Source organism: Weissella ceti, from assembly GCF_018394055.1.
GTDB classification, from domain to species: domain Bacteria; phylum Bacillota; class Bacilli; order Lactobacillales; family Lactobacillaceae; genus Weissella; species Weissella ceti.
The window spans coordinates 1-24,129 of the sequence record NZ_CP074441.1 but is presented as its reverse complement, the minus strand read 5'-3'; the positions used below and the strand labels follow the sequence as shown (position 1 = coordinate 24,129).

Below are 24,129 nucleotides of genomic sequence, written 5' to 3'. Positions count from 1 at the left end.
GGTTTTTCTGTCTATTATTTCAAGTTAATTCGCATAACTAATTAGTCTGCAAAGATAACTTGTCCATCTTCGAACGCAGCAATACGTGCCAAAGATTCAACGTGAACATTCTTTTCATCCAACAATTCGCGACCCTTTTGGAATGTCTTTTCGATAACAATTCCAACACCAACAAGTTCCGCTTCAGCGGCATCTAGAATTTCCATCATCCCTTGTACAGCTTGTCCATTAGCCAAGAAATCATCAATCAAAAGCACCTTATCATTTGATGAAATGAAGCGCTTATCCACGATAATGTGGTTGGTTTCTTGCTTAGTAAATGAGTAAACATCTGCTGTATAGTTGTCATCTGTCAATGTTAGTGACTTCTTCTTACGAGCAAATACCATTGGCACATCAAGTTCTAGGGCAGTAAAGACCGCTGGTGCAATTCCAGAAGACTCTACTGTCATCACCTTAGTAATTCCCTTATCAGCGAATAATTGGGCAAATTCGCGTCCCATTGCTGCCATAAGTGCTGGATCAACTTGGTGGTTCAAGAAGTTATCAACCTTCAAAACCTCGGTTCCAATGACACGTCCATCTTGACGAATTTTTTCTTCTAATAGTTGCATTATACAAGCTCCTTTTCACGATTTGGCAAAACAATATTCAAGAATACCGCTAGGATTGATGTAACAACCACAGCATTTTGGATAATTAAGCGTACCATATCTGGTAACTGTTGGAAAATTTGTGGGTACATTGCCACACCAATTCCAGCACTAATTGCGACTGACGCAATAATCAAATTACGATCACTTGAAAAATCAACTTTACTCAAAATTGTAATCCCTTGAATACCAATCGTACCAAATAAGATGAACATTGCGCCACCCAAAACTGAACTTGGGATGATTGTTGCTAGGGCACCAATCTTTGGTAGCAAACCAATTAGCAACAAAATTCCCGCAGCGTAGTAAATTGGACGCTTAGATTTCAAACCTGACAAACGTACAACCCCAACGTTTTGAGAGAACGTTGAGTATGGGAAAGCCCCGAAAATAGCTGAAATGGTAACGGCCAACCCTTCAGAACGGTATCCACGTGTTAAATCTTTTTCAGTTACTTTTTGTCCTGTTAGATCAGACAAGGCGAAGTACACACCAGTTGATTCAATCAATGAAGTAAGTGCTACGACACTCATTGTTACGATGGCTGACCAATGGAATGTAGGTGTCCCAAAGACGAATGGTGTTGGCACTTGGAACCATGCTGCTTGTCCAACAGAAGCTAATGAAACATCCCCCATGAATGAAGCAAAAATCGTTCCACCAATAATTCCTAGCAAAACAGCAATCGCCTTAGTAAAGTTCTTAGCAAATAGTGTTAGCCCAACGATAATTACCATCGTTACAAACCCCACTAGTAAGTTAGATAAACTACCAAAGTCGGCTGAATTAACATCCCCGCCACCTAGGTTCATGATAGCAATTGGAATCAATGAAAATCCAATAACCGTAATCAAAGAACCAGTAACAACTGGTGGGAAGTAATTACGTAGCTTGGCAAACAAGCTTGAAATCAACATGATGAAGATTCCGGCTCCCATTGCTGCTCCGTACATCGCACCAATTCCTAATGTACTTCCAATGTTAATCAGGGGCGTTACCGATTGAATGGCTGACCCCAACACAACGGGCAATCCAATCCCTGTAAATGCTGTACGCTTCAATTGTAGAAGTGTCCCAATTCCAGTCATAAAGATGTCCGCAGAAATTAACACAGTCATTTGTTGCGCGTTAAATTGTAAAGCTGTTCCAATCAATAACGGAACTAAAATACCTCCGGAATACATCGCTAGGACGTGTTGTAGTCCTAGAATCGCGGATTTGATTGGGTTTGGCTGTGTCGTTTCCATGTGTTGTTTATCCTCCTGTTGAATGCACCTGATTGCTAGCTAATTAAGAGAACAAAAAAACACCCAATGCAAAAAGAATGGGTGTTTTTTGTTTAAGGGAGTAGTCTCCGTCTAGGGACAGAGGTAGATACTCGTTGGCCATTCTCCAACTATTATACTCACAGGCGTTATTAATTTTTTTCAAGTATAGCAAAGTTCTTATTCGAAAGCTATATCCATTTACAAAAAATAATTAACATGGTTATTCAATTATTAATAAGCAGCTAAGCCGTTAATTACTTAACGCGTGCAACTGCCCACTTCTTCTTACCACGCTTAACAATCACGAAGTCTCCTTCGTAGTTAGCAGATGGATCAATAATAGCTTCAATGTCCATGATTTGTTCCCCGTTCACACGGATAGCACCGTTAGTAACTGCTTCACGGGCACGTGTCTTTGAGGCTTCCATCCCCGCAGCCACAACCAAGTCAACAACATTGATTGCTTCTGCAGCGATTTCAAAGCTAGGCACATTATCAGCCAATGCAGCGACTTCGTCACGTGACAAACTAGCAACATCTGCCTTACCAAACAAAACGTTTGTCATCAATTCAGCTGTCTTCACAGCTTCTTCACCGTGAACAAAAGCTGTTACTTCTTCCGCCAAACGACGTTGCGCTGCACGACCAGCAGCATTTTCTGCCATTTCAGCCATCAAAGCAGCAATTTCGTCTTGTGACAAGAAAGTAAAGAACTTCAACATCTTTTCAACGTCAGCATCGGCTGTGTTCAACCAGAATTGGTAGAATTCGTATGGTGTTGTCTTTTCTGGGTCTAGCCAGATTGCGCCACCTTCTGACTTACCGAACTTAGTTCCGTCAGACTTCAACAACAATGGTACAGTCAATCCAAAGGCTGGTGCATCTGATCCTTCTAGCTTGTGAATCAAATCAATTCCACCAGTGATGTTTCCCCATTGGTCAGATCCTCCCAATTGTAGACGTACGTTTTCACGTGTCCACAATTCGTGGAAGTCAATTGATTGTAAGATTTGGTAAGTGAATTCAGTAAATGAAATTCCTGTTTCCAAACGTGATGCCACAACATCCTTAGCCAACATTGTGTTGATTGAGAACAACTTACCGTAATCACGCAAGAAGTCAATTAATGACAAGTTTCCTAGCCAGTCACGGTTGTTTACGATTGTAAATCCATCCGCTCCAAACAACTTTTCCATTTGTGCACGAATCTTTTCAACGTTGTACAAAACGTCTTCTTCAGTAATCATGGCACGTTCTGACTTCTTACCTGATGGGTCACCGATTGAACCAGTTGCACCACCAACAACGATAACTGGGCGTTGTCCAGCCTTTTGGAATCGCTTAAGCATCATGAATGGAATCAAGTGCCCAATGTGCATTGATGATCCAGTTGGGTCAATCCCAACGTAAACCCCAATTTGTTCCTTTTCCATTTGTTCCAACAAACCTTGTTCATCAGTTTGTTGGTTAATTGCGCCACGCCATGCTAATTCTTGTAGAATATTTTCTGCCATGATTGTCTCCTCTGCTTTTCGATAATAAAAAAGCGCCCCAAATCGAGTAATCGATTAGGACGCTTGTTATAAACGCGGTACCACCTAAATTGCCAACATGTTGGCCACTTAACCTCATAACGCCGAGTCGCGTGTACTTTTTGTGATGGTGTACTTCGGTCATTGGATTTGCGTAGTTTACAGCCAACCACTACGTCTCTATCTGTCCACCAATTTCCCTACTCGAGTCATCAATACATGTTGTTAGTATACCATGTTCTTATATGACTCGCTAGATTAGATATCTGATACAGTGAAGCGGGCTTGCTTGAATTGTGGTTCAGCAATTTCAGCAACCAAGGCCTTAGCCAAGTTACCTGATGTAACGTGTGACTTACCGTCTTCAGCCATCATCAAGTGATCCTTACCAAGCTTGTATTCACCAGCAGGTCCTTCGACGAATTCACTTTGTGCTGAAATAGCAGTCCAGTTAACGTTTTCTGTGCTCAATAGAACTTGTAGTTCTGTTACTCCGTACTTAGGTTCTGAAACCCAAGCTTCGGCTCCTGGCAAAGTCTTCAAGAATTCGTAGTGGTATTCACCAGATTCATCCAACAATGGACCAGCACCCAAGACAACCATCAAACGTGTTTCTTGGTTACGTAGCAAGTGAATCAAGTGTGTCAAAGCATCCAAGTTCAAGTAAGTGTCTTGGTGGTTGGCAAATGCATCCACAACAACATCAAATTGTGTCAAATCTTCAGTTGTTAGTTCGAAAGCATCGCGAACAAGCAATTGTGCATCTGCACCTAGAACTTCGTGTCCCTTTGCTTCGTTACGGACAACACCCGTCACGTCAAATCCTTGTGCCTTCGCTTCTGCGAATACGGCCTTACCTGTCATTCCTGTTGCACCAATAATTGCTACCTTCATGATAATTCTCCTTATGTACGTTGTTTTAAATTTATTAATTACTAAAAGTAAGTTACTTAAGTATAACCCTTTACTTTTAGTAAGTACATAATAAATTTAAAAAAATACAATAAAAAAAGATCTGTCTCGCTCAACGAGTGCAGATCTTCGCTCTCAGTAAACCCACCAAGATTTACTGAAATTTCACCATAATCCTTGTTGGTTGTTACCACACAACCAACAAATCCCCTTATATTGAGCTCATCACTTCTCAATATAAACTTTTCTCCGATGATATTTGGTCCTTCACCTCCAAATATCACCATTACCGGACAGCAAGGCATCGAACCTTCCGTTTCTGGCAACTCCGGGTCATCACTCCCTAGTTAACTGCATCTCCGATAACAAAGCCATTATAGCACATGAATGCCTAGTCTAGCGCACTTTTACGCTAGGTAATGTTGACATTTTTTCTACCAACACATTATTTGTTAAATCGTGCGCAACTACATTACCAATTTCAGGTAATTGAATAACAGTTAAATCTGTTAATGCCAAACCTTGCGTATCCCACTTATTTATTTCTTGATCGAATAGTCCAGTTAGCTTCGCTTCTTCAACAGTCACAATATTTTGTCCTGTTAGCATTGAACGCAAGTATGCCGTTACTGTACGGTACATTGCCGCATGCGCGTAAACATCTGCCATGTTATTCTTCAAACGCAACACTTGAATAACCGGTGTTCCAGTTGTTAATGCATGCCCATTCTTACGTTCCAATTGACCACCAATGCCGTTCATTGTCAATGCTTCAATAAAGTGGGCATCATTGTCATCGGCAAACATAACTGGTGTTACACTCTCAGATGCTTCGTTCAAAACGACTAGACCATCAATTTCATTTACGACTTCAATGGCTGCTGGTGTTTGTCCAGCCAATGCATCTACAATGACTTCACTTACACTTGTCATCAATTGTTCAGCCGTAAAGTTAGCAGGTAATTCTACTGCCACTTCTTTGTCTTGCCACTTAGCTGTGACATTATTCATTTTTACATTTACAACTAATGTATCCGTCATTATACTTCCCCGTTTTTAATTATTGGTCCATTTCAGAAACTCAGTAATTTTTCTTATTATATCTTTCCATTATACAACATCCCTCGCTCTGAAATGACGCGCCTAATCTTTTACAAGCATAAAAAACACCTAACGGCCGAAACCATTAGGTGTTTAATTTGATTCATTTTAAAACGTTGCTTACTTAGCAGCGTCCATGGCGTGTCCACCGAATCCGTTACGCAAAGCTGAGACAACCTTACCAGTGAAAGTGTCTTCTTGCAATGAACGGTAACGCATCATCAATGACAATGCGATAACTGGAGCTGGTACATCCAAGTCCAATGATTCTTCAACAGTCCACTTACCTTCACCAGATGAGTGCATACGTCCTGAGATAGCTGATAGCTTAGGGTCCTTGGCGAATTGTTCTTCAGCCAATTCCATCAACCATGAACGAACAACTGATCCGTGGTTCCACAACTTAGCTACGGCTTCGTAGTCGTAGTCGAATTGTGAAGCTTCCAAGATTTCGAATCCTTCGGCGATGGCTTGCATCATTCCGTATTCGATTCCGTTGTGGACCATCTTCAAGTAGTGACCTGATCCCAAACGTCCTGTGTATAGGTAACCATCTTCCAAAGCGATTCCCTTGAACAAAGGTTCTAGAACCTTCCAAGCTTCTTCGTCATCTCCACCGATCATGAAGTTTCCACCGTTACGTGCTCCAGACATTCCTCCTGAAGTACCAGCGTCGAAGAACTTGATTCCAGCAGCAGTAGTGCGCTTGTTTTGTTCCAAGTTGTCCTTGTAGTTTGAGTTTCCACCGTCGATGATCATGTCTCCGGCTTCCATCTTTTCGATCAAAGTATCGATAGTTGAGTTAGTTGGAACCCCAGCAGGAACCATTACCCAAGCGATCTTTGGTGATGGCAACTTTGCCAACATGTCGTCGATTGATTCTGATGGAGTAACTGCGTCTGAGTATGCAGCTGCTTCAGCAACAAAATCCTTGTTCAAGTCGAATACAACAACTTCGTTGCCGTTATCAACAGCGTTCTTAACTAGGTTCAATCCCATCTTTCCAAGACCGATCATTGCGAACTTCATTATGAATACCTCTATTTTCTTTTTTATTATTTATCTACCCCTACATTATAGTGCAAAAGTTTTTCACTTTGCAAGAGAAATGTTGTAAAATATTTACATAAAGGACGCAAGTTTTTACATTTTATTGGAAAAGAGGTGTCAGTATGGCACAATCTGCATACGCGCGTATCAAATCATTACACGCACAACTTGGGAAAGCAGATCAAAAAATCGCTGATTATATTCTAAATGAAAATACCGACAAAAAATCGTTAACTGTTCAGGGCCTAGCCAATGGTGCCGATGTATCTACGGCCACCGTTTCTCGTTTTGTTAAGCGAATTGGCTTTAGCTCATACCGTGAATTTTCATTAAGTCTGGCTGTCCCTAGCCAACCATCAAATACTTTCTTCGGTGAAATCGCTCCGCAAGATAATACCGAACAAATCGTTCATAAAGTGTTTAATGGGGCTAAGAATGCTGTTGACTCTACTTATGAGATGATTGACCCACAAGCATGGCATACAGCCGCTGATTGGCTTATTTCAGCCCGTCGTGTTGGTTTATTTGGAATTGGTGGTTCTTCAATTGTCGCACTAAACGGTTACCACAAGCTATTACGTACACCCTTAGATGTCGAACAACACCCAGATTACGACGTGCAGTTGATGCAATCTGTTCGTATGCGTAAAGGTGATGTGGCAATTGTTATTTCGCACTCGGGGCGTAATAAAGATACTTTGAAGATTACACGCCAACTAAAAGCCAATGACGTAAAGGTGATTGCGATTACTGCTTTTCCTAATTCAATTTTGGCTAATCTCGCCGATCTAGTTTTGGCCAGTTCCGCTGAAGAAGTTAACATGCGTAGTGAATCAATGTCTTCTCTTGTTGCTCAAATTACAATTGTAGATAGTTTATTTACATTAGTAGGGGTGAAGTTAGAAAAAGATACACAAGGTATCGTGGACGAAATGCGTACTGCAATTGACAGTACTCGTGAATAAGCCTTACCTAAACACCTTCATCAAAATCAAGACATAATAAAGAAAAGGGTAGCGCTTATGCGCTACCCTTTTTACATTTTATTTTTAAAAACGTTCCTAATTTTAATGCAATTCGTTCAAGCCGTTCAACCACGTCACAGTTTCCTCATCAAACGCTGTATCTGGTGTGTATTGCACCGTTGAATAGATTGTTGCCACAACAGTCCAATCAATCTGTCCATTTGGTAAGAAAGTTGTTGCCAAGCTCGTAATTTTGTCAGGTGTAACCGTCGCTAAACGTTGTGCATTACCACCACTTTGCATTAACCACCAATTAATGGCCAATTGATGTCCCACAAGCGCATGTACGTCTACGTCCACGTTTTTTAATAATACTTGTTCTATTAATGGCATCGCCAAGAACTCTTTTTTAACCCATTTCATAAATGGCGTCCATTCATCTGTGACGACTTTATAGTATTGCCAAGGTACTTGAATAGAGGCTAATTTCATGTGCTCTGTTAGCGTGTTATCGATGTCTCCATCATTTGTAAGTAACATAGGCACAAACGCATCTAGAAGCCGTAGCATGGTTTTTTCTACAAGATCTGATTGTTTTTTACCACGTGTTAAATGATAACGTACCATCATAAATTCTGGTGCATCATCGCGCGTGATTTTAGCCGCACCAGAAACCGCTTTATAACGTTGTGTTTTCCCATGTACTGATCGTGTTGAACTTGCGAACTTCCCTTGCTTAACCATGCGCCACTTCCTTTGAAAGTAAAATAAAAACACCTCACTGAGAACAGTGGGTGCTTTTCAGACTCCGAATGTCGGGCTCGAACCGACGACAACACGATTAACAGTCGTGTGCTCTACCAACTGAGCTAATTCGGAATAATGCATTGCGACGTCCTATCCTCGCAGGGGGCGATCCCCCAACTACTTTTGGCGCTATTGAGCTTAACTTCTGTGTTCGGTATGGAAACAGGTGTGGCCTCAATGCCATCGTCACAACACGATATGTCTTACGAGATATTATATTACCGAATGATGGCGTGATTGTCAATAGCCTTTCGCAAACGTATTCACAACATCCTTTCTTCCTTTTTAAAACAAAAAAATAGCCTTAGTAGATGAACTACTAAGACCATTTTACATGATGCCGACTAAAGGACTCGAACCTTCGACCCTCGCTTTACAAGAGCGATGCTCTACCAACTGAGCTAAGTCGGCAATATGTTATTGCCTGGTTACTGATGTAACCGATGGACGTTACAGGGATCGAACCTGTGACCCCCTGCTTGTAAGGCAGGTGCTCTCCCAGCTGAGCTAAACGTCCAAACACATTTAATTTTCATGGCCGGCGGCATTACCACAAAAGAAAAACCTCATACAAGGTACAAGGCTTACCTTTCATCATAATGCCGACTGGGGGATTCGAACCCTCGACCTACGGTTTACGATACCGTTGCTCTACCAACTGAGCTAAGTCGGCAAATCAGACTCCGAATGTCGGGCTCGAACCGACGACAACACGATTAACAGTCGTGTGCTCTACCAACTGAGCTAATTCGGAATAATGCATTGCGACGTCCTATCCTCGCAGGGGGCGATCCCCCAACTACTTTTGGCGCTATTGAGCTTAACTTCTGTGTTCGGTATGGGAACAGGTGTGGCCTCAATGCCATCATCACAACACGGTATATTCAAGACTTACGATGTTAAACGAATTTACTAGCGAATTGACTTCGCAAATGTTTGGACCAACTAATAGTTGGTCGACCTACACATTTGTTACATCGAAACGATATTCAGTTTTCAATGATCTACTTCGTTGTTTCGTTTAGGTGATTTGCATCTCCCTGAGACAACTTAATTATCATATCGCGAAACGATATGGATGTCAACGCTTTTTCAAAAGTTTTTTAAAACTTTTTTGAGAAGCGATTAAGCAAATGACTTGCGCCCCTAAGGGTTGGCTTATCTGTTTGCCCCTGACAACTTCTACTATATTACAGACTAGAGTGCGTACTGTCAACGCTTTTTGCCATGTTTTTTAAATAAAAATACCCCTCAGCGATAAACTATGTAAGTTATATATCCGAGGGGTATTTATTCTATTGTTTTAAAGCTTAATCTCGCAAAGTAAATGGTTGTTGAAGTTGATCAAACAACTCTTGAACCGTCAAATTGTAGGTTTCTTTGAAAAATTCTGGCGATGCATCAACAGGAACTGCCAAAACAAAACTGTTTTGGTGGTCCTTCTTTCCCATTCCAACGAAAGCTGCTGACTTAGTTGTACGGTTTACATATGGTACATGCTTAATTTCGAAGACTTGATTTACCTTCAAACGCATTTGACGTTCTGACAAGACAGGTGTCACTGTGCAGAATTCTTGTGCATTTAGTTCTGGTAAGTCCCATGCCTTCATCTGTTCATCGAACCCAGTGAAGACATCCATAATCGCATGGTGAACTGAAGCTGGATCTTGAACCTTTGTGATATCCATCTTTGCAAACAAAGTTTCTGCAGCTGTCCACGCTTCTGGGAATAGATCGTTAAAGCTATCTGTGTACTTTGTTGTATCCATATCAGTAGATGCCATGAAGATCTTGGCATCTAACAATGTTAGGAAACGCAAAGCTGATTCTGAGCGTGAACCATCTTCCTTAGTCAATTGTCCAAGAACGCCCTTTGCGTATGCAGCAACAACTTCTTCAGTCATTAGTCCATGATTGGCTTGTTCACGGTAAACAATGATGTTGGCGGCTGGTTGATATAGGTATGTTCCCATAACAATCATTTGTTCCGTCAATTCTTCCTCTTCTGTTTCCAATTGGAAGAATACTTGTGGGAAACCATTCAATGAAAGAACCATGTGCAACAATTCATGTGTTGCCACAAAATCAGGTGAAGTCATGTCAGTAACTTCCAACATCATACGAGATCCAAGCATTTCTGTTTGCACTTGTTCGTTATTAATCACACCAGTCTTTTCACCTGATGCACGTAGAATAATTGATCCTGGGTAAATCGCGTTTGCTTGTTCCAACAAACGTTGTGTATCTTCTGAAAAAATCATGTTTGTTTCTTCCTTTACGTAAATATACAGTATTACTCTATCTTAATATGTTTTTTACTGTTCGCGCAATGCTGATAACAAAGTACGGGCAGTTAATTCATCAAATTTCCCACCTGCTTCTAATGCCGCAGCTAATTGTGGCACTTCTTCTGGTGATGCACCTACTTGCAAGGCAAGCGACTTCCCTTGCAAGGCCATGTGTCCTGCTTGAATCCCGGTTGATACTAAAGCACGTAAAGCAGCAAGGTTTTGTGCTAATGCAGTTGCAGCCAAAATGTTTGATAGTTGTTCAACATCTGGCATCCCCATCAATACATGGTTTAGTTTAACGGCTGGCACAATGCCAATTGATCCCCCAACAACACCAATTAAGATTGGCATTTCAGTACGTCCAACTAATGCATCCCCTTCAACCGTCCAATTAACCAATCCACGATATTGTCCATTGCGACTGGCATATGCATGTAATGCTGCATTAATTGCTCGAGTGTCATTCCCACTAGCAAGCGCAACTGCTTCTACCCCATTCATAATACCTTTATTAGAAGTAACCGCACGATATGGTGTTAGTTCTTCTATATAACTCGCTTGGGCAATCTTTTGCGCAACAACATCACCAGCCGTTCCATCTTTTGCTTTCAACGCATCCACTGGAATACGTACCTCAGCTTCGACGATGCTTTCGGTTGCATAGTTAGATAGAATGCCCATCAAGACATTGTATCCCTGTGCGCGCAGTAGACGACTTACAGCTTCAGATAGAGAATTAACAACATTCGCTCCCATTGCTGCTTGTGTGTCTACGAATAAAGTAACTTCAGCAGTAGAATCATCTAATACTTGCACTTCTAGTTTCTTTAACCCACCACCTCGTTTAACCATTGATGGGCGCGTAGCATTAATTTGATCAATTAGGTTAGTCTCTTCTTCAGCAATCCATTGACCCAATGCTTGAAAATCAGTTACGTCGGTCAAAATGACTTGGCCACGAACTAAGCGTTGTGTCATTTTAGTATGAACACCGTCCCCAGCCCGCATCATCTTAGCTCCGTTATTGGCAGCTGCAATCACACTAGGCTCTTCAGTCGTCATTGGCACCACAACTAATTGGCCATTAACCGGTAGATCTAATAGCAGACCAGTTGGTACACCAAAGTTATATAGATAGTTCTCAACTAATTGTGATCCAACTGCATCGTAGTTTGCTTCAATCAATGCGACTTGTTGGTCATCTAATTCTTTATTCGCAGCAGTTAACTTTACTCTATCTGCCCACGATAATTTATAAAAACCTTGCCATTGACTCATCGTATCGGTTCCTTCCTTGCATTACCTTTTCATTGTCTATCTATCATACCATTTTATAAAAAAAACCAGTCGACAATCCTTAGATTGACGACTGGCTTAATTTCGCTATGGGTTTGGCATATCAAAACCTGGCTCAGATGATTCTCCGGCATCAGGATTCGTTTGCTTCAAACGGGTTGTATCAGAACGAGGTTCGTCCTTTTGTGGTGCATCTGTTTCATACAACTTTTGTGTGAAGGTATTCTTCTTCTCAGAGAACAAACTCTTTGAGTCCTTGCCCTTTTCTTTTTCCAAACGTTTTAGCTTGGCAAGTCCATTTGAATAGTTATAGTCTTGTGCTTTAACTGGCTCAAATCCTTCTGGTGTGTAGAAACGTAATAAATCTTTTTGATTAATTTCATCTGACACACTCAATTGCTTACGTGCTTTTTCTTGGGCGGCATCAATTTCAGCCTTAATGCTTGGCGTTGGGTTAACAATTTCTTCCCCGGTCGCCGTTACATATGTGCGTTCATTGATATAAGTGTACTTTGGTGTGATGAAACTACCATCACGCATTGCCACAACACCAAATTTCTTCTTACTTAGTAGGTCGTGCCCCATTTGCATGTACTTTTCAGTATCTTTAATCCCTAACAAGTGCAACAAGGTTGGCGCAACATCGACTTCACCACCAAGGGTGTGATCAATGTATCCCTTACCGTAACCTGGCATGTTAATAATGAACGGCACACGTTGTAATTGCATGGCATCGTATGCGCTCCACTTAGCTGGATCTTTACCTAAGAGTTCAGCAAGATGCTTGCTTTCTGAATTAGAGATACCATAGTGATCTCCATACATCACAACGATTGAGTTTTCGTACAAACCAGACTTCTTCAAGTATGCATAGAATTCCGCAATTGATTGATCCAAGTAACGGTTTGTTTCAAAGTAACCGTCGACAATCTTTGAACCACTATTGGTTGTTTGGAAAGTCTTATCCTTGTCTTCGTCATCACTCGTGTATGGGAAGTGGTTTGTCACAGTAATGAACTTACTGTAGAACGGTTGTTGCATGCGTTCTAGGTATGGTACTGAATCATAGAACAACAACTTGTCCTTCAGTCCATATCCAGCAGCCTTATCACCAGTGGTGTCAAAGTAACTCGCATCAAAGAAATATTGATACCCCATGTTCTTGTACACATTGTTTCGGTTCCAGAAGCCAGCAGTGTTTCCGTGGAATACTGCAGATGAGTAATCCCCTTCTTGACGCAAAATAGCTGGCATCGCTTGGAATGTTTGATCACTACCTTGGTTCGCAAACAAAGACCCTTGCGGCAAACCAAAAGTTGATGTTTCCAACAAGTTTTCCGCGTCTGATGTCTTTCCTTGCCCAACTTGGTTAAAGAAATTATCAAATGCGATTGTATCCTTTGAATTATAAATGCTATTTAGGAATGGCGTTACCGCTTGTCCATTAACGTCCAGATTCAATGAGAATTGTTGGAATGACTCCAAGTGAATCACAAAGACGTTCTTTCCTTCCGCAACTCCAGCATACTTTGTATTAGCTGGCGCATATTGGCTTTCCATGTATTCACGAATCTTATCAATATCACTCTTTTTCGCAGTCTTCTTTAGTTCTGAAACATTACGTACTCGAGCGATATCAAAAATAGTGTATCCATCAACACCTAGGTACTTCACCATCAACTTACTATCAAATTGACGTGTAATTAATTGTGGACGTTCAGCTTCCCCCAACATCAACGTAATCATTCCGATGAAAATTGCAAAAGTTGTGACCGCGAAACTGGCCAACTTAGAAACAGCTGGAGCATTAAATCGATACTTTCGGAAAATAACCAAACCTAATAGGATAATTAGATCCAACCATAAGAAAATATCATGTGTATTACTCAAGGCAAATCCTGAAGCACCTAGTCCTTGATTAACTTTGTCATATCCCATCATGACATTAAATGACATGAAGTCTGAGAATTCACGATAGTAAATCATATTGACTTGGAGCAAGACCAAGTTAGAGATATACATCAATAATGCAATCGGATAAAACAGTTTGGCCGATTTAAAATATAAACTAATTCCAATCAACAATAGCGCGAAGGGAATTGGATTCAACAGCAAGGTTATGTATTGCACAGGCGTTGCATCTGCAAACAGTTTGAAATCCAAAATGTTTGCCATTTGTGTCTTAGCCCAGGTTAGCGCTACTAACAACAATACGAATCCGATGCGTGTTTTCAGCCAGTCAAACCGACTATAGTGTTTCATATTAGCACCCTATTCATTCTTTCAAAAATTGTTTTTTCTCACAGTGACTATTATTATACGTCAATGAGATTAAATTTACCCTAGGTTCGCCCATTTTTATTTCCAGAATAATTTAAAGACATAGAAAAAACAGCTCAGTTTTCACTGAGCTGTTTCTTTTTTATGCTTCAGTTGTATCAGTTTCTTCACTCATTGCACGATCAACAAGTACTTCAACTTGTTCAGTCATGTTGTCATCAGAAACAGCTACTTCTGTCACTTCTTCGGCCTCTACTTCCGGTTCTGGATCAACCGTTGTAAATGTCGCAACAGTTGCGTCATTGTCCAAACGAATCAAACGTACACCTTGTGTTGCACGACCAGTTTCAGAAACAGTTGAAACGTTGAATCGGATCATCACACCCATGTTAGTTGTTAGGACAACGTCTTCGTCTCCCTTAACAACAGCAACACCGGCCAATGGTCCATTCTTTTCAGTGATTTGGGCTGTCTTGATTCCCTTACCACCACGTCCCTTGATTGGGTATTCGCTAACGGCAGTCTTCTTACCGTAACCATTTTCTGTGATAACCAATACATGGGCATCGTCGACAAGGACTTCTGCACCAATAACCATATCACCTTCACGCAAATTGATTCCACGAACACCAGCTGCAGTACGTCCCATTGAACGAATTGTGTCCATCTTAAATGACACGGCGTATCCACCTTGTGTTGCAATCAAGATGTTATCACTATCGACAGTCTTCATAACCTTGATAAGTTCATCACCTTCACGCAAAGTAATGGCACGTAGTCCGTGTGCACGGATGTTTCCAAATTCGCTAATGGCTGTACGCTTTACAACACCATCACGAGTTGTAAAGAACAAGTAGTCTTCACTGTTTTCAGGATCATCATTAACACTAATCATTGTTTGAATCGTTTCACCAGATTCAATACCTAGCAAGTTAATAACTGGAATTCCCTTCGCAGTACGTCCGTATTCAGGAATTTCGTATCCCTTCAACTTGTAGACCTTACCTGCATTCGTAAAGAACAACAAAGTATCGTGTGTTGATGTTCCAGCAATTTGGTCAATGAAGTCATCATCATTAACACCCATTCCTTGAACTCCACGACCTCCACGGTTTTGTGCACGGAATTCGCTTTGTGCCATACGCTTGATGTATCCGCCACGCGTCAATGAAACAATAACGTCTTCTTCTTCAATCAAGTCTTCATCTTCGATTGATGTCACGTCACCGATTTGTAGTTCAGTACGACGGTCATCCCCGTGCTTTTCTTGAATTTCAAGAAGTTCAGTGTAGATGATTGCGTCGATACGTTCAGGCTTTGCCAAGATGTCCTTGAATTCAGCAATTTGTGCCATCAATTCTTGGTATTCATTTTCAATCTTGTCACGTTCCAACCCTGTCAAACGAACCAAACGCATGTCCAAAATGGCTTGCGCTTGCTTATCTGACAAGGCGTAGTCGTTAATCAATTGTGTCTTCGCAATTTCAGCAGTATTTGAAGAACGGATAATCTTGATGATGGCATCAATGTGATCCAAAGCAATACGCAATCCTTCAAGGATGTGCGCACGAGCTTCAGCCTTCTTCAATTCGAATTCAGTACGACGACGAATAACTTCTTGTTGGTGCTTCAAGTAAGCCTTCAACATGTCCTTCAAGCTCAACAACTTTGGACGTCCATCTTGAACAGCCAACATGTTGAAGCTGAAGTTAGTTTGCATCAATGTGTTCTTGTACAAGTTGTTCAAGACAACAGATGCAGATACGTCACGACGAATATCAATCGCAATTCGGTATCCTTCACGGTCAGATTCATCGTTGATTGATGTAATTCCTTCGATTCGCTTATCACGAGCTAATTCAGCAATACGTTCAATCAAGCGAGCCTTGTTAACCATGTATGGCAACTCAGTCACGATGATTCGTTCCTTACCTGACTTTTCAGTTTCAATTTCAACCTTTGAGCGAACTGTAACAGTTCCCTTACCAGATTCGTAAGCCTTACGAATTCCAGACTTTCCCATCACGATTCCACCAGTTGGGAAATCAGGTCCAGGAACGGCTTCCATCAATTCAGCTGTTGTAACATCAGGGTTTTCCATCAACAAATGAATGGCTGAAATTACTTCACCCAAGTTGTGCGGTGGAATGTTAGTTGCCATACCAACGGCAATACCACTGGCTCCGTTAACTAGCAAGTTAGGGAAACGGGCTGGTAAGACAGCTGGTTCACGGTCAGTTCCATCATAGTTATCAACAAAGTTAACTGTGTTCTTGTTAATGTCACGCAACATTTCTGTCGCGATCTTGCTCAAACGAGCTTCGGTATAACGCATAGCGGCGGCTGAGTCACCGTCGATAGAACCGAAGTTACCGTGTCCATCAACAAGCATATAACGGTAACTAAAGTCTTGCGCCATACGAACCATTGATTCGTAAATCGCTGAATCACCGTGGGGGTGATACTTACCCATTACGTCCCCAACGATACGGGCAGACTTCTTGTATGGCTTGTCCGGAGTAACACCCAATTCATTCATACCGTACATGATACGACGGTGAACTGGCTTCATTCCATCACGGACATCGGGCAACGCACGTGCCACAATAACTGACATCGCATAGTCCAAAAATGATGACTTCATTTGTTCGCCGATACTGGCGTCAACTGTGCGACTGATATTTTGTTCGTTTTCAGTCATTTTGCTCCCTCTCTGCTTATCTTTAATCCCAAGTTATCGAATAATTAGATATCAAGTTCTGCGTATTCCGCATTTTCTTCGATAAATTCACGACGTGGTTCAACCTTGTCTCCCATCAACATCGTAAAGACGCGATCAGCTTCAACGGCATCATCCAATTGCACACGCAACAAGTGACGTGCTTCTGGGTCCATAGTTGTTTCCCATAGTTGTTCCGCGTCCATTTCACCAAGTCCCTTATAACGTTGGATAACTGGCTTTGGTGTCGCTGGCAATGTTGGCAACAATTCGTTCAATTCATCATCTGAATCCAAGTATTGTACAAACTTGCCTTGGCGCACTTGGTATAGCGGTGGTTGCGCAATGTATACGTAACCCTTATCAATCAATGGACGCATGTAACGGTAAATCAATGTCATCAAAAGCGTACGAATGTGCGCTCCGTCGACATCGGCGTCGGTCATGATAATCAACTTGTGGTACTTTGCCTTTTCAACGTCAAATTCAGCCCCGAATCCTGTTCCCATCGCTGTAAACAATGAACGAATTTCTTCGTTACCAAGAATCTTTTCTAGGCTAGCCTTTTCAACGTTCAAAATCTTTCCACGAATTGGCAAGATCGCTTGCGTTAGACGTTCACGTCCTTGCTTCGCTGATCCACCGGCTGAGTCTCCCTCGACAATAAACAATTCTGAAATTTCAGGATTCTTTGATGTGTTGTCGGCCAACTTACCAGGTAGGTTAGAAATTTCTAATCCACTCTTCTTACGTGTTGCTTCACGCGCACGCTTGGCAGCCTTACGGGCACGGCTTGCGACGATTCCTTTTTCAACAATTTGCTTAGCAACTGTTGGGTTTTCCATCATGAAGCGGTTGAAAGTTTCAGAGAACATACGGTCAACGGCTGTACGTGCATCTGAATTTCCAAGCTTTGTCTTTGTTTGTCCTTCGAATTGAGGATCTGGATGCTTAACAGACACAATGGCTGTCAAACCTTCACGCACATCTTCACCAGATAGTGCTTCATCACTATCCTTCAATTGCCCCGTACGACGAGCATAGTCATTAATCACACGAGTCAACGCAGAACGGAATCCAGTTTCGTGAGTTCCACCTTCATAAGTGTGAATGTTGTTTGTAAATGACAACATGTTTGTGTGGTAATCGTCAGTGTATTGCAAAGATACTTCAACTGAGATTCCCTTTTCGATTCCTTCAACGTAGATAGGATCTTCAAACAAAACATCCTTGTTGTCGTCCAAGTACTTAACGTATTCCTTAATTCCACCTTCGTAGTAGAAAGATTCTGTAACAGATTCTTCTGGACGGTTGTCAGTAATTGAAATACGTAGTCCCTTGTTCAAGAAAGCCAATTCACGCACACGTGAAGTTAGTGTCTTGATATCGAAAACAGTTGTTTCTTGGAAGATATCTGGATCGGGTACGAAGTGAACAATTGTTCCACGTTCGAAATCAGATTCTGGTGCGTCTGTCACAACCATGTCTTGTGTAACACGACCTTGTTCAAAGACCATTGAGTGCGCCTTTTGATCACGAATAACTGTTACGTCCAAAGTTGTTGACAAGGCGTTAACAACAGAGGCCCCAACTCCGTGAAGTCCCCCAGAAACTTTATAACCGCCACCACCAAACTTTCCACCGGCGTGCAAAACAGTAAAGACTGTTTCAAGCGCTGGCTTACCAGTTTGTTGTTGGACGTCAGTTGGAATTCCACGACCGTTGTCGGTTACTGTAATTGAGTTATCTGCTTCAACTGTCACTGTAATGTGATCAGCAAAACCAGCCAAAGCTTCGTCAATTCCGTTATCGACGATTTCCCATACCAAGTGGTGTAGTCCTTGACTTGTTGTTGTTCCGATATACATTCCAGGACGCTTACGGACCGCTTCAAGTCCTTCAAGAACTTGAATCTGATTCGCATCGTACTCGGAAGCATTTGTATGCATCTGTGTATCTTCTTCAGCCATTCTTCATACCCTCTCTTATCCCTAAATTAAACATCAGTTTGTTCAACCAATGCACCATTACGTACATTGAATATTTTTGGTGTCTTAATTAATTGTTTTGCGACATCACTGAGTGATGGCGTCGTAATAAATGTCTGCACTTTGTTTTGAATTGTGGTCAACAAGTGCGTTTGTCGATCAGTATCTAGTTCTGATAAGACATCATCCAACAAAAGAATTGGATATTCGCCTGTTTCTTGGAACATCAAATCGATTTCAGCCAACTTAACGGCTAAGGCCGTTGTTCGTTGTTGGCCTTGGGAACCAAAGACCGCAACATCATGATCATTGACCATGAATTGTAAATCATCACGATGGGGACCAAGTTTAGTCACCCCTTCAAATAATTCACGTTTGCGAATTTTCTCAAAACGTTCAAGCATTGCAGTTTTAATTGTCTGCTCATCAGTTAGTTCATCAGGTGACAGTTGAGAAACATATTTAATGTCTAACTGTTCTTTGCCCTGTGTAATGTCTGATTGAATTGGTGCCGCTGCAGCATTCAATGCCGTCAATAATTTCAAACGACGGGCAACTAATTCACTCGCCTGATTGACCAATTGTTCTGTTAACACATCCAAATATAGTAAATCCGATTGCTTCTCAGATTGTAATTGCTTCAAATACTGATTGCGTTGTTTCAAGATTGCCTTGTATTGGTTCGCAACGTATAAATACTTTGGACTCATTTGGCTAAATTCACGATCAATGAATTGTCGACGAACAGCCGGAGCCCCTTTAACTAGCTCTAAATCTTCGGGTGCAAATAAAATGACATTCAAATTACCAATGTAATTGGCTAATTTAGGTTGATCAAGATGATTCACCTTTGCCTTCTTACCCTTATTCGTAAAATTCAGTTCTAGCGGTACATTACCGGTGCGTCGTTCAACAGTTCCATTAATTCGAGCTGCATCCCCAGACCAACCAATCAACTCTTTGTCAGTTGTCGTTCGATGTGAGCGGGTTAGCGCTAGCGCATAAATCGCTTCTAACAAATTTGTCTTTCCCTGCGCGTTTGGTCCCAAGAACACATTGACTCCCGGCGAAAACGTTGTCGACAAATCTTGATAGTTGCGAAAATTATGAAGTGCTAATGCTAACAACTCCATTGTTATTCTGCACCCATCCCATTGATGACGAAACGTTCACCATCTGGAATTGCAACAATGTCACCTGGGTATAGCTTACGTCCACGACGTGCATCAGGTTCTTGATTAACCAAAACTTCGTTTTCTTGTAAGTACCACTTTGCTTGTCCACCAGTTTGGATAACACTTGCTTGCTTAAGCAATTGTCCTAGGGTGATGTAAGGTGTTTGGATATGAACTTCTTGTGCCAAAATTTGGGCCCTCTTTTCAGTCAGTAATTACGTCATAATTATGTCTAGATATATAAGATGATTATACGCTTTTTCTACGGCTTTCACAAACGAATTCGCCATATTAGCCTACTCAGTCAAATTTAATACTAAAATATACAAAAACGCCGAAAATGACTTTAAATGGTTCAAATAGTCGTTTTCGGCGTTTTATTGTACTTTTCAGATTAGTAAGTACGAACAGGCGTAATTAATTGAATGAAATTAGTTTCGTTGTTCGTTGGTACCAATGTAAATGGATCCAATGGTGTCTTGAATCCGATTTGGATTTCTTCATCCCCAAATGACTTCAATGCTTCACGCATGTAGTCAGGGTTGAATGAAATTGTTAGTTCATCCCCTGCAGTCGCAGCGGCGAAAATTTCTTCTTCAACACGTCCAACTTCAGGTGAGTTTGATGAAATTGAAGAACGGTCATCACTAACTGAGAATTGGATCACGTTTGAGCGACCTTCGTGACTCAACAAAGCTGCACGTTCAATTGTTTGTAGCAAATCACGTGAGTTGATTGTCAAAGTTGTACGCTTTTCAGTTGGAATCAAACGAGATGCATCTGGGTAATTACCTTCAAGCAAACGTGAGTAGAACATTGTGTCATCTCCAAGTTGGAAAACAACTTGGTTTTCTGAAACACGTACTTCCACTGATTCAACAGAATCAAGCATTGCTTGTAGTTGTACCAAAGATGGTCCTGGAATAATGATATCCGCATTAACATCTGAGCTACCAAAAGAAACTGTACGTTGTGCCAGACGGTGACGGTCAGTCGCAACAGCAGTTAGGTTTCCACCAGCAATGATGAAATGTACCCCTGTCAAAATTGGTTGGCTCAATTGCTTTGATACCGCAATAACAGTTTGTCCGATAACTTCTGTCAAAGTTTCAGCTGGCAAGACCAATTGATTTTGTACTTCTACTTCTGGCAAACGTGGGTATGCATTTGCATCTTGCCCATTAATATCGAATTCTGCACTTTCAGACGTAATCTTAGCTTGAAGACCATCTGTGTTTGTAAGTGTGAATGTTTCACCTGGCAAACGCTTTACGATGTTCGCAAAGAATGTTGCTGGCAAAACCAATGATCCTGCTTCTAGGTTTACTAGGTTAGCTTTGTCATCAGTTACTGGGATTTTAATTTCGATTGAGATATCTGTATCTGAACCCGTTAGGATCAAACCACTTTCTTCAACTTCAACCTTAACCCCTGTAAGGATTGGCATTGAAGTACGTGAAGAAATAGCTCGACTAACGTTGTTCATCGCCTTAATAAATTCAGCACGATTAATTGTAAATTGCATAATTTCTCCTTCAACATTTTTGTGTTGTTTGTCGCCCATTAATTAAGTCTTATTAAGTAATAAAAAGATAGTAATAGTAATAGGGGGTGTGGAAACTGTGGAAAACCACTGTGAGACCAGTAGTATCAACGGTTTTCTCATGTGGATAACCTTGTGGAAAACTTGTAGATAACTTCTGGACTTATCCACAGGCTATTAACTGTTATCGCTTAAGCGTTCGCGAATTTCTTGAACTTGTTGTTCTAGAAATACATCTTCTCCTATTGAACCTTCAATCTTTTCAGTTGAATGCATGACTGTTGTGTGATCACGTCCACCAAAAGCACGACCAATTTGTGGTAATGAATCTTGAGTTAGTTCACGAGCTAGGTACATAGCGATTTGACGTGGTGTAACAATTTGCTTGTTACGACGACTTCCAGTCAAGTCATCAACGGTCAAATTGAAGTAGTTAGCAACAGTCGTTTGAATAATCGGAACAGTCACAACTTTTTGACGCTTAAAACTCATTTGTTCAAGGATGTTTCGCGTTGCATCAACTGTTACAGGTTGTGGACTGAATTGAATCTTAGCAGCCACTTGATTAAACACAGACTCTAGGTCACGCACGTTTGTATCAACTGCAGCAGCAATTTCATCAATAATATCGTTAGGAATGTTTAGACCTTCTTGCTCAGACTTGTTACGCAGAATCGCTACACGTGTTGGTAGGTCAGGCTTTGTAATGTTGGCAGAATATCCTTGCCCGAAACGAGTCACAAGACGCATTTCCAAACCAGGGATTTCTTTAGGCAACTTATCTGAAGTCAAGACGATTTGGTTGTTTTCACGTGTAATGGCGTTGAAAGTGTTAAAGAATTCTTCTTGGATCTTATCTTTACCGGCTAAGAATTGCACGTCGTCGACCATTAATAGGTTAGTCGTACGGTATTCGTGCTTGAATTCATCTAATTTACTTTTGCGCAATGCATCAGTGAAATCATTAATGAAATCTTCGGTCGTAATGAACTTAACCTTCGCATTTGGATTCTTACGAAGTACTTCATTTCCAATAGATTGCATCAAATGGGTCTTTCCAAGTCCAACTCCACCATAAATAAGCAATGGATTCCATTGTGTACCTGGATTTTCAGCAACGGCTTGAGCAACTGAGTACGCTTCTTTGTTTTCTACAGAAGAAACGAAAGTGTCAAAACGGAAATCAGGATCTAAGGTCGTTGAAATAAAGTTTGATGGTCCTTCAGATACGATAGGTTGTGCATCTGAGATTGGTTCAGCAATTGGTTCGACTGAGGGTGCTTTCAACAAAACACTTGGTGAAATGAAGATGGGTTGTGCATATAGTTGAGCGGTTGCAGTCATAGCCGCTTGAATGAACGTACGGTAGTAGTGGCCTTCCGGGTTACTCCACTCTTCGGCAACCTTTTCTTGGTCTGTTGAAAGATGAAGTGTTTGGGCAGAATACTCGTTTGGCATGATGTCGATTACTTCTAGACGTTCAACGTATTGTTGATATCCGAAGTCTCCAGACATGCTTTCACGCAGTTGTTCTTTAATGGCAGCCCAAAGTTCAGCAGGATCCATGTGTACGACCTCCTTTTATAGATATTTGATGAGTTGTTTTTTTTCACGGGATTTTCCCAATGGACTCATAATCACAATGACTATTTTAACAGGCGTGATATGAGTTTTCCACAGGCAAACAAAGGGAATATCAAACTATATGCGAACCTGTGGATAACACGCTGATATATCCACAGACTGTGGATAACTTTATCCAGTATTCCACAGGGGTGTGTGTAAAAAATTAGGGGTATCTGTGGATAACTGTGGATAACTCTATGAATTTTTGATTATCCAGAGGGTCTTGTGGATAACTAAGCCCTGATACAGAAAGGGTTGGAAGAGTTATCCACATATTCACAGGGGGGTAAGAAATAAGTTTTCCCACTCTGTGGAAACTGTGGATAAACTGTGGATAGTGTGTACAACTCACCTAACGCTTTGTTAGGTCGTGTGTTTTTATCCACATAACAGAGCGTTAGATTTTGGATAACTTTCAGTTACTTAAATTATTTTATTTTTTATCTATATTGTGATGTATTCCGGAAATGACCTAATTATCCGCTTTGTGTGCTAATATATGAATGTATATATATTGTTTTCTTTCTTATGTGTAAATCAATTATAAAAACCGGATTTAAAAACCAGATAATTACTTGCTATTGATTTTTTCGCATGGTATGATTAAACGTGAATTGTGGAGTAGGCTATTTTAGTTAGCTTCACGTTACTAAAATAAAAAGAAGAAATGGGGGTGCATTCACTATGAAGCGTACATACCAACCAAAGAAGCGTCACCGCGAACGTGTTCACGGATTCCGTAAGCGTATGAGCACTAGCAACGGACGTAAGGTCTTAGCTCGTCGCCGCCAAAAGGGCCGCAAGGTTTTGTCAGCCTAATTGGTCAGACCTGCTAATAGGACTACTGATAACGATTACGCACAGTAAAGCCGTCTGGCCGAACTGTGCGTTTTCTTTTTGTCTCAATCAAGTTTGGAGTAATC

Annotated in this window: 19 protein-coding genes, 5 tRNA genes, 2 rRNA genes and 1 riboswitch; of the genes, 2 read left to right on the top strand and 24 right to left on the bottom strand. The window is 41.2% G+C overall.

The window, feature by feature from the left end; translation table 11 throughout:
- Positions 1-41 precede the first annotated feature (41 nt).
- The 7 genes from KHQ31_RS00130 to gnd form a co-directional block, all read right to left on the bottom strand.
- Positions 42-614 carry a xanthine phosphoribosyltransferase gene (locus KHQ31_RS00130; protein ID WP_213409035.1) on the bottom strand — a complete coding sequence of 191 codons (573 nt, stop codon included), beginning with the start codon at positions 612-614 and terminating at the stop codon, positions 42-44.
- Positions 614-1,900 (bottom strand): nucleobase:cation symporter-2 family protein, encoded by a 1,287-nt coding sequence (locus KHQ31_RS00125; RefSeq protein WP_213409034.1) that lies wholly within the window; start codon positions 1,898-1,900, stop codon positions 614-616. Before KHQ31_RS00125 ends, KHQ31_RS00130 begins: the two co-directional genes overlap by 1 nt.
- A gap of 81 nt (positions 1,901-1,981) precedes the next feature.
- Positions 1,982-2,080: riboswitch (purine riboswitch) on the bottom strand.
- A 95-nt stretch (positions 2,081-2,175) separates the two neighbouring features.
- Complete coding sequence (gene tyrS, locus KHQ31_RS00120; protein WP_213409033.1) at positions 2,176-3,435, bottom strand: tyrosine--tRNA ligase; 1,260 nt, start codon at positions 3,433-3,435, stop codon at positions 2,176-2,178.
- A gap of 276 nt (positions 3,436-3,711) precedes the next feature.
- Positions 3,712-4,347 (bottom strand): NAD(P)H-binding protein, encoded by a 636-nt coding sequence (locus KHQ31_RS00115; protein ID WP_213409032.1) that lies wholly within the window; start codon positions 4,345-4,347, stop codon positions 3,712-3,714.
- A gap of 56 nt (positions 4,348-4,403) precedes the next feature.
- A complete protein-coding gene (locus tag KHQ31_RS00110) occupies positions 4,404-4,691 on the bottom strand; it encodes a hypothetical protein (RefSeq protein ID WP_213409031.1) in 288 nt (95 codons plus the stop codon).
- 70 nt (positions 4,692-4,761) lie between these two features.
- Positions 4,762-5,406, bottom strand: coding sequence for an FGGY family carbohydrate kinase (locus KHQ31_RS00105; protein WP_213409030.1), 645 nt, complete (start codon positions 5,404-5,406; stop codon positions 4,762-4,764).
- Between the two features lie 180 nt (positions 5,407-5,586).
- Positions 5,587-6,495, bottom strand: coding sequence for a phosphogluconate dehydrogenase (NAD(+)-dependent, decarboxylating) (gnd, locus tag KHQ31_RS00100; protein WP_213409029.1), 909 nt, complete (start codon positions 6,493-6,495; stop codon positions 5,587-5,589).
- 143 nt (positions 6,496-6,638) lie between these two features.
- Here gnd and KHQ31_RS00095 point away from each other — a divergent pair, with 143 nt between their 5' ends.
- Entirely contained in the window at positions 6,639-7,481 is an 843-nt protein-coding gene (locus KHQ31_RS00095; RefSeq protein WP_213409028.1) for a MurR/RpiR family transcriptional regulator, read from the top strand.
- Positions 7,482-7,583: 102 nt separating this feature from the next.
- Here KHQ31_RS00095 and KHQ31_RS00090 read toward each other — a convergent pair whose 3' ends face one another.
- From KHQ31_RS00090 to dnaA, 17 genes are all read right to left on the bottom strand, one after another.
- Entirely contained in the window at positions 7,584-8,225 is a 642-nt protein-coding gene (locus KHQ31_RS00090; RefSeq protein WP_213409027.1) for a hypothetical protein, read from the bottom strand.
- Between the two features lie 62 nt (positions 8,226-8,287).
- Positions 8,288-8,360 (bottom strand) — tRNA-Asn (locus KHQ31_RS00085).
- Positions 8,361-8,365: 5 nt separating this feature from the next.
- Positions 8,366-8,482: ribosomal RNA gene (rrf, locus tag KHQ31_RS00080) — 5S ribosomal RNA — on the bottom strand.
- Positions 8,483-8,626: 144 nt separating this feature from the next.
- A tRNA-Thr gene (locus tag KHQ31_RS00075) sits at positions 8,627-8,699 on the bottom strand.
- 33 nt (positions 8,700-8,732) lie between these two features.
- Positions 8,733-8,805: transfer RNA gene (locus KHQ31_RS00070), tRNA-Val, on the bottom strand.
- 83 nt (positions 8,806-8,888) lie between these two features.
- A tRNA-Thr gene (locus tag KHQ31_RS00065) sits at positions 8,889-8,961 on the bottom strand.
- Between the two features lie 8 nt (positions 8,962-8,969).
- A tRNA-Asn gene (locus KHQ31_RS00060) sits at positions 8,970-9,042 on the bottom strand.
- A gap of 5 nt (positions 9,043-9,047) precedes the next feature.
- Positions 9,048-9,164: ribosomal RNA gene (gene rrf, locus KHQ31_RS00055) — 5S ribosomal RNA — on the bottom strand.
- 434 nt (positions 9,165-9,598) lie between these two features.
- Entirely contained in the window at positions 9,599-10,549 is a 951-nt protein-coding gene (locus KHQ31_RS00050; RefSeq protein ID WP_213409026.1) for an IpaB/EvcA family protein, read from the bottom strand.
- 54 nt (positions 10,550-10,603) lie between these two features.
- A complete protein-coding gene (locus KHQ31_RS00045) occupies positions 10,604-11,857 on the bottom strand; it encodes a hydroxymethylglutaryl-CoA reductase, degradative (protein WP_213409025.1) in 1,254 nt (417 codons plus the stop codon).
- Positions 11,858-11,962: 105 nt separating this feature from the next.
- The gene (locus KHQ31_RS00040; RefSeq protein ID WP_213409024.1) at positions 11,963-14,137 is read right to left on the bottom strand and encodes an LTA synthase family protein; all 2,175 of its coding nucleotides are present in this window, start codon (positions 14,135-14,137) and stop codon (positions 11,963-11,965) included.
- A gap of 160 nt (positions 14,138-14,297) precedes the next feature.
- The gene (gene gyrA / locus KHQ31_RS00035) at positions 14,298-16,856 is read right to left on the bottom strand and encodes a DNA gyrase subunit A (protein WP_213409023.1); all 2,559 of its coding nucleotides are present in this window, start codon (positions 16,854-16,856) and stop codon (positions 14,298-14,300) included.
- 44 nt (positions 16,857-16,900) lie between these two features.
- Entirely contained in the window at positions 16,901-18,844 is a 1,944-nt protein-coding gene (gyrB, locus tag KHQ31_RS00030) for a DNA topoisomerase (ATP-hydrolyzing) subunit B (RefSeq protein WP_213409022.1), read from the bottom strand.
- Between the two features lie 26 nt (positions 18,845-18,870).
- Positions 18,871-19,995, bottom strand: a complete 1,125-nt coding sequence (gene recF / locus KHQ31_RS00025; RefSeq protein WP_213409021.1) for a DNA replication/repair protein RecF — start codon at positions 19,993-19,995, stop codon at positions 18,871-18,873.
- A 2-nt stretch (positions 19,996-19,997) separates the two neighbouring features.
- Positions 19,998-20,225 (bottom strand): S4 domain-containing protein YaaA, encoded by a 228-nt coding sequence (gene yaaA / locus KHQ31_RS00020; RefSeq protein WP_213409020.1) that lies wholly within the window; start codon positions 20,223-20,225, stop codon positions 19,998-20,000.
- Between the two features lie 206 nt (positions 20,226-20,431).
- Positions 20,432-21,562 carry a DNA polymerase III subunit beta gene (gene dnaN / locus KHQ31_RS00015; RefSeq protein ID WP_213409019.1) on the bottom strand — a complete coding sequence of 377 codons (1,131 nt, stop codon included), beginning with the start codon at positions 21,560-21,562 and terminating at the stop codon, positions 20,432-20,434.
- 195 nt (positions 21,563-21,757) lie between these two features.
- On the bottom strand, positions 21,758-23,146 hold the full coding sequence (gene dnaA / locus KHQ31_RS00010; protein ID WP_213409018.1) for a chromosomal replication initiator protein DnaA: 1,389 nt from the start codon (positions 23,144-23,146) through the stop codon (positions 21,758-21,760).
- A gap of 744 nt (positions 23,147-23,890) precedes the next feature.
- On the opposite strand from dnaA, the gene rpmH reads away from it, so the two are divergent.
- Positions 23,891-24,025: a 50S ribosomal protein L34 gene (gene rpmH, locus KHQ31_RS00005; RefSeq protein ID WP_002828338.1), complete on the top strand. Its 135-nt coding sequence runs from the start codon at positions 23,891-23,893 to the stop codon at positions 24,023-24,025.
- Positions 24,026-24,129: the final 104 nt, after the last annotated feature.

What these genes read in the sequence shown, in the direction of transcription:
- rpmH (WP_002828338.1), top strand. Translation starts at nt 23,891, where the DNA reads ATGAAGCGTACATACCAACCAAAGAAGCGTCACCGCGAACGTGTTCAC.
- gnd (WP_213409029.1), bottom strand. Translation starts at nt 6,495, where the DNA reads ATGAAGTTCGCAATGATCGGTCTTGGAAAGATGGGATTGAACCTAGTT.
- KHQ31_RS00095 (WP_213409028.1), top strand. Translation starts at nt 6,639, where the DNA reads ATGGCACAATCTGCATACGCGCGTATCAAATCATTACACGCACAACTT.
- tyrS (WP_213409033.1), bottom strand. Translation starts at nt 3,435, where the DNA reads ATGGCAGAAAATATTCTACAAGAATTAGCATGGCGTGGCGCAATTAAC.
- KHQ31_RS00130 (WP_213409035.1), bottom strand. Translation starts at nt 614, where the DNA reads ATGCAACTATTAGAAGAAAAAATTCGTCAAGATGGACGTGTCATTGGA.
- KHQ31_RS00105 (WP_213409030.1), bottom strand. Translation starts at nt 5,406, where the DNA reads ATGACGGATACATTAGTTGTAAATGTAAAAATGAATAATGTCACAGCT.
- KHQ31_RS00040 (WP_213409024.1), bottom strand. Translation starts at nt 14,137, where the DNA reads ATGAAACACTATAGTCGGTTTGACTGGCTGAAAACACGCATCGGATTC.
- KHQ31_RS00125 (WP_213409034.1), bottom strand. Translation starts at nt 1,900, where the DNA reads ATGGAAACGACACAGCCAAACCCAATCAAATCCGCGATTCTAGGACTA.
- dnaA (WP_213409018.1), bottom strand. Translation starts at nt 23,146, where the DNA reads ATGGATCCTGCTGAACTTTGGGCTGCCATTAAAGAACAACTGCGTGAA.
- KHQ31_RS00115 (WP_213409032.1), bottom strand. Translation starts at nt 4,347, where the DNA reads ATGAAGGTAGCAATTATTGGTGCAACAGGAATGACAGGTAAGGCCGTA.
- KHQ31_RS00045 (WP_213409025.1), bottom strand. Translation starts at nt 11,857, where the DNA reads ATGAGTCAATGGCAAGGTTTTTATAAATTATCGTGGGCAGATAGAGTA.
- gyrB (WP_213409022.1), bottom strand. Translation starts at nt 18,844, where the DNA reads ATGGCTGAAGAAGATACACAGATGCATACAAATGCTTCCGAGTACGAT.
- KHQ31_RS00090 (WP_213409027.1), bottom strand. Translation starts at nt 8,225, where the DNA reads ATGGTTAAGCAAGGGAAGTTCGCAAGTTCAACACGATCAGTACATGGG.
- dnaN (WP_213409019.1), bottom strand. Translation starts at nt 21,562, where the DNA reads ATGCAATTTACAATTAATCGTGCTGAATTTATTAAGGCGATGAACAAC.
- gyrA (WP_213409023.1), bottom strand. Translation starts at nt 16,856, where the DNA reads ATGACTGAAAACGAACAAAATATCAGTCGCACAGTTGACGCCAGTATC.
- KHQ31_RS00050 (WP_213409026.1), bottom strand. Translation starts at nt 10,549, where the DNA reads ATGATTTTTTCAGAAGATACACAACGTTTGTTGGAACAAGCAAACGCG.
- recF (WP_213409021.1), bottom strand. Translation starts at nt 19,995, where the DNA reads ATGGAGTTGTTAGCATTAGCACTTCATAATTTTCGCAACTATCAAGAT.